This window comes from Barnesiella sp. An22 (genome assembly GCF_963931395.1).
In the GTDB taxonomy this organism is placed as follows: Bacteria; Bacteroidota; Bacteroidia; order Bacteroidales; family Barnesiellaceae; genus Barnesiella; species Barnesiella merdigallinarum.
In genome coordinates, this window is the sequence record NZ_OZ007014.1 from 418,183 (window position 1) to 434,673 (window position 16,491).

Annotated in this window: 13 protein-coding genes; 4 read left to right on the plus strand and 9 right to left on the minus strand. The window is 53.9% G+C overall.

The features are described from left to right. Positions 1-102: 102 nt before the first annotated feature. Together ABGT88_RS01685 and ABGT88_RS01690 are read left to right on the plus strand one after the other, a co-directional pair. Positions 103-423: a hypothetical protein gene (locus ABGT88_RS01685; RefSeq protein WP_346700062.1), complete on the plus strand. Its 321-nt coding sequence runs from the start codon at positions 103-105 to the stop codon at positions 421-423. A 274-nt stretch (positions 424-697) separates the two neighbouring features. Continuing rightward, a complete protein-coding gene (locus ABGT88_RS01690) occupies positions 698-2,278 on the plus strand; it encodes an IS1182 family transposase (RefSeq protein ID WP_346700064.1) in 1,581 nt (526 codons plus the stop codon). Positions 2,279-2,473: 195 nt separating this feature from the next. Here ABGT88_RS01690 and gap read toward each other — a convergent pair whose 3' ends face one another. After that, positions 2,474-3,484 (minus strand): type I glyceraldehyde-3-phosphate dehydrogenase, encoded by a 1,011-nt coding sequence (gene gap / locus ABGT88_RS01695; RefSeq protein WP_025278431.1) that lies wholly within the window; start codon positions 3,482-3,484, stop codon positions 2,474-2,476. Positions 3,485-3,805: 321 nt separating this feature from the next. Here gap and mscL point away from each other — a divergent pair, with 321 nt between their 5' ends. Further along, positions 3,806-4,261: a large-conductance mechanosensitive channel protein MscL gene (gene mscL, locus ABGT88_RS01700; RefSeq protein WP_346702798.1), complete on the plus strand. Its 456-nt coding sequence runs from the start codon at positions 3,806-3,808 to the stop codon at positions 4,259-4,261. Positions 4,262-4,280: 19 nt separating this feature from the next. On the opposite strand, the gene ABGT88_RS01705 is transcribed toward mscL, so the two are convergent. Together ABGT88_RS01705 and panB are read right to left on the minus strand one after the other, a co-directional pair. Then, positions 4,281-5,333 carry an acyltransferase gene (locus tag ABGT88_RS01705; RefSeq protein WP_087409386.1) on the minus strand — a complete coding sequence of 351 codons (1,053 nt, stop codon included), beginning with the start codon at positions 5,331-5,333 and terminating at the stop codon, positions 4,281-4,283. Positions 5,334-5,549: 216 nt separating this feature from the next. After that, complete coding sequence (panB, locus tag ABGT88_RS01710; protein ID WP_087409387.1) at positions 5,550-6,368, minus strand: 3-methyl-2-oxobutanoate hydroxymethyltransferase; 819 nt, start codon at positions 6,366-6,368, stop codon at positions 5,550-5,552. A gap of 266 nt (positions 6,369-6,634) precedes the next feature. Between panB and ABGT88_RS01715 the strand changes: the two genes are divergently transcribed. Next, positions 6,635-6,907: a c-type cytochrome biogenesis protein gene (locus ABGT88_RS01715; protein WP_241147860.1), complete on the plus strand. Its 273-nt coding sequence runs from the start codon at positions 6,635-6,637 to the stop codon at positions 6,905-6,907. A 16-nt stretch (positions 6,908-6,923) separates the two neighbouring features. Here ABGT88_RS01715 and ABGT88_RS01720 read toward each other — a convergent pair whose 3' ends face one another. From ABGT88_RS01720 to ABGT88_RS01745, 6 genes are all read right to left on the minus strand, one after another. Further along, entirely contained in the window at positions 6,924-7,217 is a 294-nt protein-coding gene (locus ABGT88_RS01720; RefSeq protein WP_087409388.1) for a hypothetical protein, read from the minus strand. Between the two features lie 214 nt (positions 7,218-7,431). After that, entirely contained in the window at positions 7,432-9,702 is a 2,271-nt protein-coding gene (locus tag ABGT88_RS01725; protein WP_346700066.1) for a family 20 glycosylhydrolase, read from the minus strand. Positions 9,703-9,741: 39 nt separating this feature from the next. Continuing rightward, a complete protein-coding gene (locus ABGT88_RS01730) occupies positions 9,742-12,327 on the minus strand; it encodes a glycoside hydrolase family 3 C-terminal domain-containing protein (RefSeq protein ID WP_346700068.1) in 2,586 nt (861 codons plus the stop codon). A gap of 85 nt (positions 12,328-12,412) precedes the next feature. After that, complete coding sequence (locus tag ABGT88_RS01735) at positions 12,413-14,611, minus strand: alpha-N-acetylglucosaminidase (RefSeq protein WP_346700070.1); 2,199 nt, start codon at positions 14,609-14,611, stop codon at positions 12,413-12,415. 85 nt (positions 14,612-14,696) lie between these two features. Next, a complete protein-coding gene (locus ABGT88_RS01740; protein WP_346700072.1) occupies positions 14,697-15,536 on the minus strand; it encodes an endonuclease/exonuclease/phosphatase family protein in 840 nt (279 codons plus the stop codon). A 45-nt stretch (positions 15,537-15,581) separates the two neighbouring features. After that, a complete protein-coding gene (locus tag ABGT88_RS01745) occupies positions 15,582-16,487 on the minus strand; it encodes an SGNH/GDSL hydrolase family protein (RefSeq protein WP_346700074.1) in 906 nt (301 codons plus the stop codon). Positions 16,488-16,491 lie beyond the last annotated feature (4 nt).

Below are 16,491 nucleotides of genomic sequence, written 5' to 3' on the forward strand. Positions count from 1 at the left end.
ATGTAATTTATAAACAGAGGGAAGAGATACACGGGCAAAACAGGTAAAAGCAGTGTGAATATACCCTGGCAGAGTGGCGTCGAAGGAAAGGAGCAAGCAACAATGAAGACAATCGAATGGGAAGCACCGGCTTTGGCCGCCTTGGCGGCATCGTACTGGCTGGTGGCTTACGAGCGCGACGAGGCACCGCGCAAGCGGGTACGGCACGAGGCCGAAATCGAGTTTGACGGCGTGGCCTACATGCTGATGTGTGAGATTGGGCTGACCGAGCGAGAGCATCGGGCGGTATCGATGATTTGCGGCATCGAGCCGCAGTACACCGATATGCCGGTGCGGGTAACCGGCAACATGGGCAAGGCCGTGGGCGAAATACTGCCCGTGCTGAATAACTTTTTGTCGAGCTATGGTGTTGTATATGTGTGAGACCGGTAAATCCGAGAGGTGTGGCGTGGCACAAAGAAGGATGCCTTCAAGGGTATATGGCGAGGGTGTACCTGTCGGATTGAGACGAAGAAGGGGGTGACCCAAAAGTCAATAAAGACAGAACGGGTTACCCTTTTTCATTATCTTTTGGCATTTCCATAAGGCAAAAAAATTAACGGTTATCCTCTTGAAAATAAAGAAGATAACCGTTGTTTTTATGGTAAAGATTTATTATATTTAAGGTACGGAACAAAAAGATAATCAATCATTTACCATGAGTGCAAAGATAATGATAATATATAAAACTTATAATCAAAACGACAGTCTTCTTTTTCCTCCGTCATTGAGCGAACTGATTCCTGAAAATCATCCGGTAAGGACAGTCAGCGCGATAATAGACAGGCTTGACATCTCGGGGATAGAGTCCACCTACAAGGGAGGGGGTACCAGCAGCTTTCATCCCCGCATGCTCCTGAAGGTAATCGTGTATTCATACATGTGTAACGTCTATTCGGGGCGCAGGATGGAGCGTCTGCTGCACGAGAACGTGAACTACATGTGGCTCTCGGGGATGTCCCGTCCGGACTTCCGCACGATAAACCGCTTCCGCAGCGAGCGCCTGAGCGACGGGCGCTTCGAGGAGCTGTTCCGCCAGACCGTGGTCATGATGAACGAGGAGGGGCTGGTTTCGCTGAAGGTCCAGTATATAGACGGCACGAAGATAGAGTCCGTGGCAAACAAGTACACCTTCGTGTGGAAGGGCAGCGTCGAAAAGAACAAGGCGAAGCTGGAGGCCCGGGTTGACGCGGTGCTGAAGGCGGCGGAGTCGGTCCTGGCGGCGGAGGCCGGAGAATGTTCTGCGGAAGAGCCTTGCATAGAGGAGCTGCCGGAGCGAACCGAAAGGATACTCCGGAAAATGGACGAACAGGGTATCAGCGACAGGAAGCTGCGCAGGAGCGTGGAGAAGGTGAAGGAGGAGTCCCTTCCGAAGCTGGCGTCGTACGAGAGTCAACTGGAGACCATGGGCGAGAGGCACAGCTACAGCAAGACGGACCCTGACGCCACCTTCATGAGGATGAAGGAGGACGCGATGAACAACGGCCAGACCAAGCCGGGATACAACGTGCAGATAGCGACAGAGAACCAGTTCATAACCAACTACGGCATCTACTGGAGGCCCACGGACTGGGGTACGCTGATACCGTTTCTGGACTCCTTCAGGGAGAGATACGGGACACAGAGCGATGAGGTCGTGGCAGACTCCGGCTACGGCAACGAAGCAAACTATGCGTATATGGAGAGCGGCGGGATAGATGCCTATGTCAAGTACAACATGTTCCACGCCGAGACGAAACGCGGGTATGCCGACAATAGTTTCCTCGTCCAGAACATGTACTACAACGCCGGAGAGGACTACTATGTATGTCCGATGGGGCAGCATCTGGAGAGGAGCGGCACGCGACACCCCGTTACGGATCTCGGCTACAGGTCGGAAGTGGCCGTGTACAGGGCCGTCAACTGCAAGGGATGCCCGCTCAGGGGAATGTGCTACAAAGGCAGGTCAGACAAGAGGGCCATCGAGGTCAACCACACGGCCAACAGGTTCAAGAGACAGGCAAGGGAGCTGCTCACCAGCGAACGCGGGATGAACCACCGCAGGAACCGGCCCATCGAACCTGAGGCCGTCTTCGGAGACATCAAGTTCAATCACGGCTTCAGGCGCTTCCGGCTCAAATCAAACAGGAAAGTGAGAGTTGAGTTTGGGCTTGTTGCGCTTGCGCATAACCTCAGGAAGTACTCGGCAATCCTTTCAGGGAGAATGGCGGGTTGGAAGCCTCTCTATGCTACCATATAGGTGGTCAATACCGCTTCATACCGATGCCAGTAATCGTTATAAGTCTCAAAAAGACTCTTCAGCGAAAGAAAAACAAATCGGCTGCAATTTTTTCAAGTGGCAGCCGATTATAGTTTCTATAAAACATCGAGAGGCCGACCTCAAAAAATCTCTTTTGGGTCGGCCTCTTCTTATGTATTATCGTGTGGATAATGATTAGCCGTTTACTTTAGCCATGTGAGCGATCAGGTCGAGAACTTTGTTCGAGTAACCGATCTCGTTGTCATACCAAGAAACAACTTTTACGAACGTGTCGGTCAAAGCGATACCAGCTTTGGCATCGAAGATCGAAGTACGAGTATCGCCCAGGAAGTCAGAAGATACAACTGCGTCTTCGGTGTAACCGAGGATACCTTTCAGTTCGCCTTCCGAAGCCTCTTTCATAGCGGCGCAGATTTCGGCATAAGTAGCCGGTTTAGCCAAGTTAACCGTCAAGTCAACAACCGAAACATCCAGAGTCGGAACACGCATCGACATACCGGTCAGTTTGCCATTCAACGAAGGAATAACTTTACCTACGGCTTTGGCAGCACCCGTCGAAGAGGGGATGATGTTGCCCGAAGCGGCACGACCACCACGCCAGTCTTTCATCGAAGGACCGTCAACGGTTTTTTGAGTAGCCGTCGTCGAGTGAACCGTCGTCATAAGACCATCGAGGATACCGAATTTGTCGTTCAATACTTTGGCGATAGGAGCCAAGCAGTTGGTCGTACAAGAAGCGTTCGATACGAATTGAGTACCTTTAACGTAAGTGTTCTCGTTTACACCGCAAACGAACATGGGGGTATCATCTTTCGAAGGAGCCGACATAACTACATATTTGGCACCAGCTTGGATGTGAGCTTGAGCTTTTTCTTTGGTCAGGAAGAGACCGGTAGATTCTACTACATATTCAGCACCTACCTCGTTCCATTTCAGGTCGGCAGGGTTCTTTTCGGCGGTAACACGAATCGTTTTACCGTTTACGATCAATTGACTTTTCTCAACATCAGCCTCGATCGTGCCATCGAAATGACCGTGCATCGTGTCGTATTTCAACATGTATGCCAAATAGTCAACCGGGCAAAGGTCGTTAATACCTACGATCTGGATGTCGTTTCTTGTTTGTGCTGCACGGAAAACGAAACGTCCGATGCGGCCAAAACCATTGATACCTACTTTAATCATTGTAATAAAACTTTAAGTGTTTATTGAATAAAAATAATGTCTCGCGTTTTTTCTCTTTTCCGACCCGCTGCCTTAAAAACATTTGCTCTTGCCATATTGTTTAACAACCGCATGGAGTGGCGCAACTGCTCATCAGGGCAAGCAAAACCAGCAAAAAGGCAATTTTATATTTCATAATTTTATACTTTGCTCCTAAAATTGCACTGCAAAGGTATATATTTTTTTTGAATACAATGTATGCGAATGTGAAAATAAAAGAAAAATTTCTTTATTTGCATATCCTTGAATGTGAGTAATCTATCTGTAATACTAAAATGTACCATTATGAAAAGTTCTTTTTGGACCGACTTTAAAAACTTTGCGATGCGTGGCAACGTCATCGACTTGGCCGTGGGTGTGATTATCGGGGGGGCTTTCGGCAAAATTGTCTCTTCGCTGGTGGCCGATATTATCATGCCGCTCCTGGGTGTGCTGGTAGGGGGTGTCAACTTCACCGACCTGAAGTGGGTGCTGAAGGCGCCGCGCGAGGTCAACGGCGTGGAACAGGCGGCCGTGACGCTTAACTACGGGAACTTCCTGCAGATGACGTTCGACTTCCTGATTATCGCCTTCTCGATTTTCCTCTTCATCAAACTCATCACGCGGCTCACGGCCAAACGCAAGGCGCAGGCGCAAGCTCAGGCGGCTGCTACGCCGCCCGAACCTTCGGCCGAGGTGAAACTGCTGACCGAAATCAGAGATCTGCTCAAGGCGCAGGAGCAGTCGGGCTCGAAGTAGTGTCGGGTCCCCGACGGCCTTATCCGATGATGTATTTGCTCTTGGGCAGCCAGGCTATCACCTTCACCAGCAGGTAGACGGTGACGAAGGTGCACACGGCTATGAGGGGTATGGCTATGTAGGCTGCCTGGGCAAGGGGGTGAATCAGGTCGTAGTAGAAGTTGAGCACGATGATGTGGGCCAGGTACATACCGTAGCTTTTGACCGAGATGTCGGTGAGGAGCTGCGCCCCCCGGCTTTGCCCGTTCAGTTTCAGCCGGCCGATGAGCGAGAAGAGTCCCAACGACATCATCAGTACGTTTACGGTACAGAAGCGCCAGCTGAGTTCCAGCTCGGGAATGGTGGCTACGGTATCGATGCGTGCGCAGAAGAGGCCGGCCGTGACGGCATAACCCGCCACGAGCAATACCCACGAGAGGAGTGCCGAGGGGTAGCCGTATCTTCGCAGGTAATACCCCAGAATGAAATAGCCGATAAATCCGGTGAAGTAGTAGAGCAGGGGGGTGTCGTTCCAGAAGGCCTCGCCCAGCACTTCGGGGTAGGCCAGGTGTATGTAGGGGAGGAAGGTGGTGAGAGTCCACAGGGCCAGGTAGCCTTCCAGCTCGCGTTTGCCGGCCCGTTCGAGCCAGGGCGAGATGATGGGGACAACCAGGTAGAGCCCGATGAGCATGTAGATATACCACAGATGGCCTATCTCGCACCCGAAGTTGACGGGGATGTGCAGGATGTGCAGAGCCAGGTCGCCCACCGACTCGCCCCGTGTAGCCATGAAGTAGATGGCGTAGATGACGCACCAGACGACAAAGGGGTAGACGATGCGGGTGAACCGCTTGCGGAAGAACCGGGAGATGGAGTCTTGCATCGGGAGCAGCAGAAATCCCGACAGCATGACAAACAGGGGTACCGACGTGCGGCATAGCGAGGTGATGATACCTATCCAGAAGGTGTTGCTACCGGTGACGACACTGAGTTGGTCGCCAATGTAGTAATACTCGCTGGCATGTTGTTGCATGACCAGGTAACAGGCAATGACCCGCAACAGGTCGAGTGAAAGATTACGGTTCTTGATCATAAGATACTATCTGGCAAATGGTGTGATGAATGTCTTCTTGTCCATGCCCCGATTTGTGGCTGGGCTGGAGTTTGCAGGGGGTGAGCGCCGGTAACCGGCCTTCGGTTGTGACGGCAGGTGGTTGTGCCGGTGCCGTTTGCGGTTCGGGCCACATGGCCCCCGGTCAAGCAAAAAGGAACTGTGCCCTGCGACACAACTCCTTTTGCGTTTCCGTTTTTAGTATTGCTCCTTCTCGTTGGGGAAGTCGCGCGTCTTTACATCTTTTATATAGGCCTGAACCGCTTCGGTGATGGTAGTGCTCAGGTCGGCATACCGACGAAGGAAGCGGGGCGAGAACCCTTTGTTGATACCCAGCATGTCGTGCATCACGAGCACCTGGCCGTCTACACCGCCACCGGCACCGATACCGATTACGGGGATGGTCAGCTCCTCGGCCACGCGGGTAGCCAGCGTGGCGGGAATCTTCTCGAGTACGAGGGCAAAGCAGCCGATTTCCTCGAGCAGATGGGCATCCTCGATCAGTTTTTTTGCTTCGGCCTCTTCGCGGGCACGTACGGTATAGGTGCCGAATTTGTTGATCGACTGGGGTGTGAGGCCCAGGTGACCCATCACGGGGATACCGGCACTGAGTATGCGCTCTACCGATTCGCGTATTTCGGCTCCGCCCTCCATCTTCACACAGTCGGCGTGCGTCTCCTTCATGATGCGGATGGCCGAGGCCACAGCCTCTTTCGAGTTGCCCTGGTACGACCCGAAGGGCATGTCGACAACCACCAGCGCCCGTTTGACGGCACGTACCACCGACTTGCCGTGATAAATCATCTGGTCGAGGGTGATGGGCAGCGTGGTCACATTGCCCGCCATCACGTTGGAAGCCGAGTCGCCAACCAGAATGACATCGATACCGGCCTGGTCTATAAGAGTCGCCATAGAGAAATCGTAGGCGGTCAACATCGAAATCTTTTCGCCGCGGAGCTTCATCTCCATCAGGCGGTGAGTCGTTACTTTACGAGTATCTTCGGTATAAGTAGACATAGTTTTTTGTGTGTTAGAATTTCGGGGGCAAAGGTACATCAATTTTTTATATTGACACCCTTTTTACTTTCTAATCTCAATTCCGTTATCTTTTAAATAGATAGCGATTGTGCGATTTTTAATTCCGTGAGTTCCACTGTCGCAGTTGTTCATACCCAGGATAAGGGTCGTGTAGCCATTCGGCAAAAGCAAGAGCGAAACTTTGTCCTCTTTTTGCCATTGCAGTGCTTTTCACTATCTTTGTTACACAATAATTTGGAATGGATATGATTTCAATAGAAGATATAAATCGAATGATTGGTGAAAACGAGTTGGAGAAGGCACTCGTTCACCTCGAAGAACGCTTGGCTTGCGACCCGCAGGACGATGGGGCCTATTACCTGAAAGGGGCCCTCTTCTGGAAACAGGGGAACTGGAAATTGGCGATTGAGAATTATTTGAAAGCGACCGAAATCAATCCCGAGAGTCCGGCTCGTCAGGCCTACGAAATGGTGATGGAGATTATCAACTTCTCCAACCCCGACCTTTATAATCCTTAAGTCATGGGCCTCAGTGCTATGCTACCAGTATGGCCAAGGCTATATAGACCAGAATTTGCAATGCCTGCAAAATCCACGACACCTCGGGCCGGGAGGCATAGACCCGGTAACTGATCCAGGTGGAGAGCACGACGTAAAGGGGCATAAGCATGACAAATGTCCACGGCAGACTGTCGTCCATACCGCTCTCGGTAAAGGCCGACGTGGCCCGACTCATCAACCAGGGCCAGGCGAAAATCGGCAGAGCCGTTATCAGTATCAACACCTTGAACCAGCCGGGGACCTTGCGTGAATAGTTATCTTTCTTCATAGCCTGCTATTTTTTACAAAGATACGAAAAGGCGAAAGTAGAAAAACAAGTTTACTTGATTTTTATGCTGAACCGCCTCCTGTCTTATTCAAAGATACAAGAGACGAGAGCGAAAACAAAGTTTTCGACAGGCGGCAGTGTCGAACCGACTCGTTATGAAAAGCGGGGAGCCATCGCTGGTTCCCCGCTCTTTTTTTAATTGCCGATTTTATGATTAGTGAGAGAGTGTAGCCGGGTCGGGCAGGGCCAACGTACCACCTTCGGGTGCGAATATAAACCCTTTGTTGTTCCAGGCACGCAGGTAGCCGCCGATGTTGTTGTTGATCATCAGCAGTCGGAAAGCGTGTTTGCCCTTTTGCAGGGCTACCGAGTTGCGGGTGTGCGAGTGGCGCACGAGTCGGCCGTCGTTGCTGATGACCACCCGTCCGTCGATTTGCAGTTCGTCCATCTCGGAAGAGAAGTAGTAGATACCGTCGGCCGGGACTTCGAAGTAGCCCGTGTAGCAGTAGGCCCCCTTTTCGTCGCCACTGGTCTTGAGGCTGAAATCCTTGACCACTTGAGGCTCGGTCCAGTAGGCCCCCTCTAAGTCTTTTACAAAGTAGAGGTTACCTTCGGTGCGTCGCCGTTCGATACCCGGTTGGGTAGCCTGGTCGGTTGCCGGCATGAGCGGCTCGCGAACCACCTCGAGGGTACGGGTCGTACTCAATTTCCCCGAGGGGAGCAGCGTAGCGATTTTCAAGGTCGTGTTGCGGTCGAAGGTCAACGGATTCTCATATCGGGTCGACCCGGCCTGCGGTTCGCTGCCATCGGTAGTATAGACCATGGGGTAGTTGCGGCTGTTGTGGAAGGTCAGTGTCGTCTGGTCGGTAAAGGCGATGCGGTTGGCCATGGGCCCTTCGGGCAGGGGAATGTGGTAGTTGATGTGGTGCATGTCGAGCCGTACCAGTTGCGAGTCGAGGCGACGGGCAAACGAGTTATAGTCCTTTTTCTCTTTGGGAGTCCAGTCGAGTTCGGCCAGAGCGAGCATGCGCGGGTAGAGCAGATACTCGGTATAGTCGGGCGTGACGGCATATTCGGTCCACATGTTGCACTGGGCGCCCAGTACATGGTGGCGCAGGTTCTCGGGAATCTTTTCGGACGAGGGGTCGTAGTTGTAGATTTTGTCGAGCATGATGGCAAACTTGATGGCGATGGGCTCGGCCTCGACGGCTCCTTGACCGGCATCGACATAGAGCCACGGCGAGGGGGTCATAATCACGTCGTGTCCCATCGAAGCGGCTGCGATACCGCCCTCTTCGCCCCGCCACGACATGACGGTAGCCGAGGGGGCCAGTCCGCCTTCGAGTATCTCGTCCCAGCCAATCATGGCCTTGCCGTGTTCGAGAATGATTTTCTCGATGCGGTGGATAAAGTAGCTTTGCAGTTCGTGTTCGTCTTTCAGATTTTCATCTTGGATACGTTTCTGGCATTTGGGGCAGGCTTCCCATCTCTTTTTGGGGCATTCGTCGCCACCGATGTGTACATATTTGCCCGGGAAGAGGGGAATCACCTCGTCGAGAATGTTTTCGAGAAATTCGAAAGTCTTGTCGTTGCCGGCACAATAGACGTTGTCTTCCACGCCCCACTTGTTGCGCAGCTCAAACGGGCCGCCGGTACAGGAGTATTCGGGGTAGGCGGTGAGGGCGGCCAGGGCGTGACCCGGCAACTCAATCTCGGGGATGACGGTGATGAAGCGGTCGGCCGCATAGGCGACTACCTCTTTAATCTGCTCTTGCGTATAAAATCCCCGGTGTATGGAGCCGTCGGCATTGTGGCGTACCGAACCTAACTCGGTGAGGCGGGGGTATCTCTTTACTTCGATGGTCCAGAGGTGGTCGTCGGTGAGGTGCCAGTGGAAATAGTTCATCTTGAACATGGCCATGATGTCGAGCTGTTTCTTGACGAATTCCACGTCGTGGAAGTGGCGGCACACGTCGAGCATCATGCCGCGGTAGCCGTAGGCCGGTTCGTCACCGATTTCGACACAGGGCATTGTCCAGTCGATACCGTCGACAGGTTGCTCGCTCTCGATTTGGGGAGGGAGCAGCTGCATGACCGACTGCATGCCGTAGAAGAGACCTTGCGGTGTGCGGGCCTTGACCTGTACCCGCTTGGGGGTGACGCTCAACCGGTAGCCTTCGTCGCCCAGTTTCAGCGAGCGGTCTATCTGCAGCGAGATGCAGTTGTGGTTGCCGCTGTTTTTGATAGCCAGGTCGTAGCCGGTGGCTCGATTGATTTTGGCCTGAAAGTAGGCGGCCACCTTTTGCAGGTCGGCCCGTTGGGTACGGCCGACGACCAGCGACGTTTGAGGCGTGAGGGCGAAAGTGCCGCTTTTCACGGTCATCTCTTGAGGGGCAGGAGTGATATTCAGCGGGGTGTCTTGCGCCGCATATCCCGCAAACAGGGATATGCAGCACCACAGACAAGCGATTATGATTTTCTTCATATCTGTTTTTATCGTGTTGGATGTGTGGGTAAACAAGGGTTAATCCTCTCCGTAGTTGACGGTCATGTTGATGACGTTGCGGTTGTTCACTTCGATTTCGGCAGTGCGGTAGCCCGATTTCTTGAAGACCAGGAACTCGTGGTTGCCGGTCGTTACCTGGAATCTGCCGCGTTCATCGGTTTTGGCCAGGGTTTTCCCCGTGCTCTTCTCGATAACCTGCATGTCGGGTACGAGGGTAGCCTGTATGTCGCGTACCTCGCCTTTTACCTGTATCTGACGTGAGCTTTTCGGGGTATAGGCTACTACGACTTCATCGTCGCCGATGGTCGAAGGTTCGCCTACGACGACGCTCTTCGTCAGGATAATGTTGTCGGACGACTGTCCGGCCTCGATGATGAATTCGCCGGGTTCGACAAATCGGTGGTTCTGTTCATCGACCAGATAGAGTTCGGCTACGGGAACCTGCAAATGTACGGTGCGGCTTTCGCCCGGCTTCAGCTCGATTTTCAGGAAGTCGCGCAATTGTCTTATCGGGGTTACATAGGTGCTCACCTTGTCGCGCACGTAGAGTTGTACCACCTCTTTTCCGGTGCGTTTGCCGGTATTCTTCACCTCGACGGTAGCCTTGATGGTGTCGGTCAAGCCATATTTATCGCGGTCGGTCGTGAGATTCTTGTAGACAAACGACGTGTAGGAGAGACCGTATCCGAAGGAGTAGAGCGCCGTGGGCGAGGAGAATACATAGTCGCGGCCCGGAGCGTCGTAACTGCCCGGATTGTGGTAGAAGCCTCGGTCGGAGGGGAGGTAGTTGTAGTAGACGGGCAGATGGCCGGTGCTTCGGGGGAAGGAGAAGGTAAGGCGTCCCGAGGGATTTACCCGGCCGAACAGAATGTCGGCGATGGAGTTTCCGGCCTGTTCACCGGCATACCACTGCACGAGTATGGTGGGGAGGTTGTTCTTCTCCCACTCGATGGCAAACGGTTTGCCCGTTACCAGTACGAGAATGACGGGGGTACCCGTGTCGTATACCGCACGGATGAGTTGGGTCTGGGCTCCGGTGAGGTTCAGATCGTTGAGGTCGAAGCCCTCGCCGCAGGTCGAATTTTTGTAACCGTCGCGTACGAAAGCCGCACTGGTGCTGCCGCCGAAGATGACGGCGACCTCGCTTTGACGGGCAGCTTCTACGGCTTCGGCAATGCCCGATGTATCGAGCGAAGCCAGGCTACATCCTTTGGCGTAGCGCACGGTGGTGTTTTTGCCTACCCGGCTTTTGATACCTTGCAGCGGAGTGATGCCGTCTTTGTTGTTGCGGCTCCAGGTGTAATCGCCAAACTGTATCTGGTCGGCATTGGGGCCGATGACGGCAATCGACTTCAGGCGTTTGGGGTCGAGGGGCAGCAGGTTGTTTTCGTTTTTCAGCAATACGGTCGATTCGTCGGCGATGGCCTTCGACAGCCTTACGCTCTCGGGAGTGTGGCGTTTGTTCTGTTCGTATCGGTTGCCGTAGGGGTCGTCAAACAGGCCCGAGGCAAACTTGGCATACAAGACCCGGCGTACAGCCGTGTCGATGACCGATTCGTCGATGACTCCTTTTTCGACAAGACTTTTCAAGAAGGGGTAGCAGTTGCTCGAGGCTTCGACATCGAGTCCGGCGGTAATGGCCTGGATAGCGGCTTCGGACGAGTTGCGGGCCGTGCGGTGCATGCTTTTGAGCATTTCGATGGCACCCCAGTCGGAGTAGACATACCCTTTGAATCCCCATTGATTGCGCAGAATTTCGGTGAGCATATAGTGCGAAGCCGAATTGGGCACGTGGTTCCACGAGTTGTAGCTCGACATTACGGCCAGTATCCCCGTGTTCTTTACCACCATTTCGAAAGGCTTGAGATAAATCTCGTGCAGGTCTCTCAGTCCGCATTCCACCGACGCCAGATTCAGACCGCTCAGCGGGTTGCCGTGAGGCCCGTAGTGTTTGAGCATGGGCGATATGCCGCTTTCGAGGTATCCGTCCACCTCTTCGATAGCGAATAGGCCGCACAGGTAGGGGTCCTCGCCATACGACTCTTCTACCCGGCCCCATCGCAAGTCGCGCACGGCATCGATACAGGGAGCCAGCACTTGTTTGAATCCCATGCTGTGAAGGTCGTTTGCGATGTGATGAGCCTTTTCACGAGCCAGTTGTGGTGTGAACGTGCTGCCGAGTGCGATGTTCTGGGGATAGACGGTGTTGCCGTCGTGTACCACGCCATGCAGCGATTCGGCTACGGTGAAGACGGGAATACCCAGACGGGTCTCCTCGACCATGTACTTCTGTATGGGGCGCATGTATCGGGCACAGTTGTCGCCGGTAAGGGGGAATCCTTCGACAAAGCCCCAGGCGATGTCGCCTGCTTTGTTTGAGAGTTTTTGAGGATCAAACTCCTGTCCGTTGAAAATGTCGGACGAGTGAATGTGCCGTATTTGGGCAATTTTCTCGTCAATAGTCATGCGGCCCAGCAGATCCTCCACCCGCTCTTCGATAGGGAGATCGGGGTTTTTGTAAGGAGGAATCTGTTTCTGGACTGCCTGTGAATAAGTCGCGCTTGAAGCAAGCATCAACGAGCATATAAGCACTTTGTGTAACATAATGTGTGTTCTATGGTGTTAATGATTATTTGTTTATAAAGTAGACGAATAAGGGGGTTGATGTCTCATCGGGTATCTTGCAATTTTAAATATTTTTATAAGTTTGACGTATCTCTCCAATGTATTGTTTGTATAGCTCTTCGATAATGGCAACGGAGTCGCCCGAGGGTCCTTCGTTGTATGACTTGTCGTTGGTTACCCATGCCTTTTCCAGACTGAAGTAGTCGGGCTCCTGGGCCGGCTCTCCTTTCAGCAAAGCCCGTTTGTAGTTGACCCAGGCCTCCCAGCGGGGCAGGTAGAGGTCGCGCATGAGTCCGCCCCACTCTTTGTGGGCATAGTCGTGCAGGCTCGAATCGTAATCGGTCCAGGTGGTAATCTGTCGTTTGGCATTGGCCACGAACTGCGCCTTTTCCTGGGGATTGGTACCGGCCTTTTCGGCTTCGCCTATCCAGGTGCCCACATAAAATTCCTTGCGGGTGGAGAGCAGCCGGTCGTCGTCGCGGATGATGTCGAGCATCCGGGCCGACAGGCGGGTGAACCGGGGGGCATCGTGGTGTTGGAAGGCAGCTACCGCCTGGCGATGCAACGCTTTCAGATAGTCGCTCAATACCTGGCGGGTCAGGTCTACCAGGTCGTAGCGGTAGGTGTCGCTGTTACGGAACTTGTTGCGCGAGGCATACATCGTTTCCCAGGCGGTCACCACCTGGTCGGGGTCATAGAATATTTCGGCATTTCCCCAGGCCGATACGTGCTTGATGGTATCGGCGGGTCGCGCACAGATGTACGACTCTACGGGGCCGCCGGCCTCGTTGTGACATTCGTATATGGTTCGGGCCAGTATCTCCCAGGCCCGGTTGCAGGCCGAGTCGGCCTCTCCATACCGATAGTGTGTATACTCTCGCAACCAGTCGGTCACGTTCAGGCTGTCGTTGCGCCAAGCCATGTCGTAGACCATATCGTATACGACAGGAATGGTACCTATACCTTCGGGGGCTGCACCTATGCCGCACAGGTTTTTCCCCAACGGGTGGTGTTTGGCGAATACGGGGCCCGAGGCGTAACTGCTCATCTTGCCGTGCAGCCCGGTCTTGCCGCCGAAGTTGGGCAGGGCGCACCAGATCCAGTTGTGGTACATGTGCCCTTCGGGTTTATAGAACATCGAACTGGGTATGCCTCCCCATTGAGGTCGTTCGCAGGCCATCAGGTCGAGAATGATGGCATCGCCCTGTTTCAGCCCCTCCATGAGGCTGGGCATGGGGTTGTGTTGCCAGCCTTGCAGAATCCACACGGCCTTGGGCGAGATGCGTCGCATGGCCTGCAGTATCTTTGTGGCAGCCGCTTTCACGTCGATGCCTTCGGTCTGCCCGCCTTCGTGAAAAGGGTCGCCGGCAAAGTAGAGGGCATCGCCGAAGAGTCTCTTCTGCTCGTCGTAGTAGATGTCGGCTATCGAGTCGAACAGCGGGTCGTTGGGGTCGAGGAAGGCGGGCCGCTGATAGGTGCACCACTCGCCCTGCTCGAGAATGTGGGCTTGGGGAAATTTCTCTTTCAGACTGTTGGGTACCATGCCGTAGAAGCCCTGGAATACGGGTTGCATGCCCAGCTCGCGCATGCGGCGCAGCATCTTCTTTTGCAGGTCGGTCTGTCGGTCGATAAAGGCTTGCGAAACCGGTCCGCCGAACCCCTCGAGGTTGCCCATCAGCCACCAGGCTTCGTACCCGGCACCGGGAAGAAAGGCGAAGATTTCGTCGTCGGTATATCCCAGACGCTTGAGGGTATTTTGCCAGACGGCATATTGGCTGTTGACGGCCATGAGCGGCAGGTTGATGCCTTGAAGAGCCATGCGATCTATCTCCTGTTCCCACTCTTCCCAGCCCCAAAAAGCCATGGAATAGCTGTATGTGCAATAATTGAGGTAGTATCTGAAGGGCTGTGAGGCTTCGATGCGTAGAGGCGAAGCAATCCGGGGCAATGTGTCGGGTATGCCCGAGAGGTTGTTGCCGCACCAGGAGACAGACGCATGGCAGTAGTGGCGCAGATAGTGATTCAACCCCCGCGCCATGGAGACACCATTATTTCCTTGTATCTCTATTTGGTCTCCGTGTTGTTTCAGTTCGAAGAAGTCGTTTTCGGCCGGCACGAGTGTGAAGATGAAATCCTTTTCGTGACCCGGAACCAGGCGCCCGGCCAGCTGTTGGGCCGAACGTTCATAATCGGGATTTTGCCCGCAGGAGAGCAGCCCCAGAAGCAGGGCTGCCCATAGAAATATCGTGATGTGTTTTGTCATGCGTGTATGGTTTCTTATGTATCGGGTTTAAAGTCTTTCCGGTTCGGGGGCCTCTCCTGCCGAGAGTCCGTTGCCCGGCCCTTCGTTATTTGCAGATGATGTCGACGAATATGGGATAGTGGTCCGAGACATGGGCCAGGTCTACCTTCTCGCCGTCGATTTCAAGCGTCCGTACAATGTGAGTATCGACGATTTTTATCTTCTTCCGGTTCTTTTTGCTCAGCAGAATGAAATCGATGAGTCCGCCGTCGTCGGCACGGCCGGGAATGGAGCTGCCCACGGTGTCGCTGGCAATGACAAAATCACGGGCAAATACGGGGAAAGAGTATCCGCCTCCGCTCCATCGGAACGAGTCGTTCAGGTCGCCGGCCACGAATACGGGCTTGTCCATTTCGCGGGCATCGTTGCAGATGATTTTGGCTCCCTGTTTGCGCTTCTCGTTGTGCAGGTCGGAGTGGGTGGCGATGAAGACAAACTTGTCGAGTTCGAGTTCTACCGCAGCCCGACCTTCATCGCCGGGCAGGTAGGCTACATAGCGGCTTTTGACCGGCAGGTTTTTCTTCACCAGTGCTCCGCAGCCTATGCTGCCGTTTTTGTCGAAGGGTTGGGCATTGCCATAGAAGTCGGCATAGTCGAGACCCGTGCTTTGGGCGATGTCGCGCAACAGATAGCGGTTGCCCCGGCCTTGCGATGCGCTGTCGAGTTCCTGCAGCGAAATGATGTCGGCATCGAGAGCCCGGATGACGCGCCCCAGATTGACGATGTTGCTGTCGTTCATCACGCCCGGGCTGCCGCCACCCTTGCCGTAGTGGGTGTTGTAGGTAAGCAGTCGTATGACCCCGGGGGCTTTGGGGTAGGTTTGCGCTTCGACCGAGCATACGCTCGTGAGCATCAAAAGAATGAAGAGAGTTAGCACCTTTTGCATAACTTTGAGAATTAAATAGTTGTGATGTGTGAATATAATCGGTGTTTATCGTACCTGTATTTTCCGGGTTGACTTGAGGCTCTTGACCAGATAGGTGCCCGGTGCCATGTTGAGGTTGCTGATGCCGGCCGGCAGGTCATACTCGGCCACGCAGACTCCGTCGGGGGTATATATGGAGAGGTGGTCGGCTGCCTGGGTTTTGACGTGAATGACCGACTTCCCTCCCCAGACTTCTATATCCGGGTCGTCGGCTGTCTGGGTGGCTATGCCGCTACCGGCCATGGCTTGTTCGATTGCGGCATCGACGAGCGGAGCCATCACGGCATATCCGGCTTCGTTTGGGTGGACTCCGTCGCCTACCGAGTATTCCACTTTCAGAGCTTTGAAGGGGTTGACCATCGGCGTGTAGAAGTCGACGCAGGGATAGCCGTGAGCATCGGCATACTCTTTGATCCATTGGTTGAGGTCTATAATGTCTTGACGGGGATCTACATCGGGGGCCCAGCCGTAACTGTATGCAGGCAGCAGCTGGCACATGACCACTTTGATGCCGTTGGCCGTGGCGATTTCGGCCATCGACGAGAGATTGTCTTCGATCATTTCGAGGGTCGAGGGTCCCGTGTTGCCGGCAATATCGTTGGTGCCGCCCAGAATGACCACGACGCTGGGATTCAGATGCACGACATCCTGTTTGAAGCGGATAAGCATTTGCGGGGTCGTTTGTCCCGAAATACCCCGGCAGACGTATGAGCCTGCAAAAAATTCGGGGCAGGTGCTCTCCCAGCGTTCGAATATGGAGTTACCCATGAAGACTACCCGCGAAGGGTCTTCTTCTCCGGCCAGCAGGGCCTGGTTGGCCTCTTGATACCGGGCGAGTTCGGCCCAGTCCTGAGCAAAGGCCGAGAGGGTCAGGACTTGTAGTAAAACGGAAAGTATGAGTATCTTTTTCATCGTA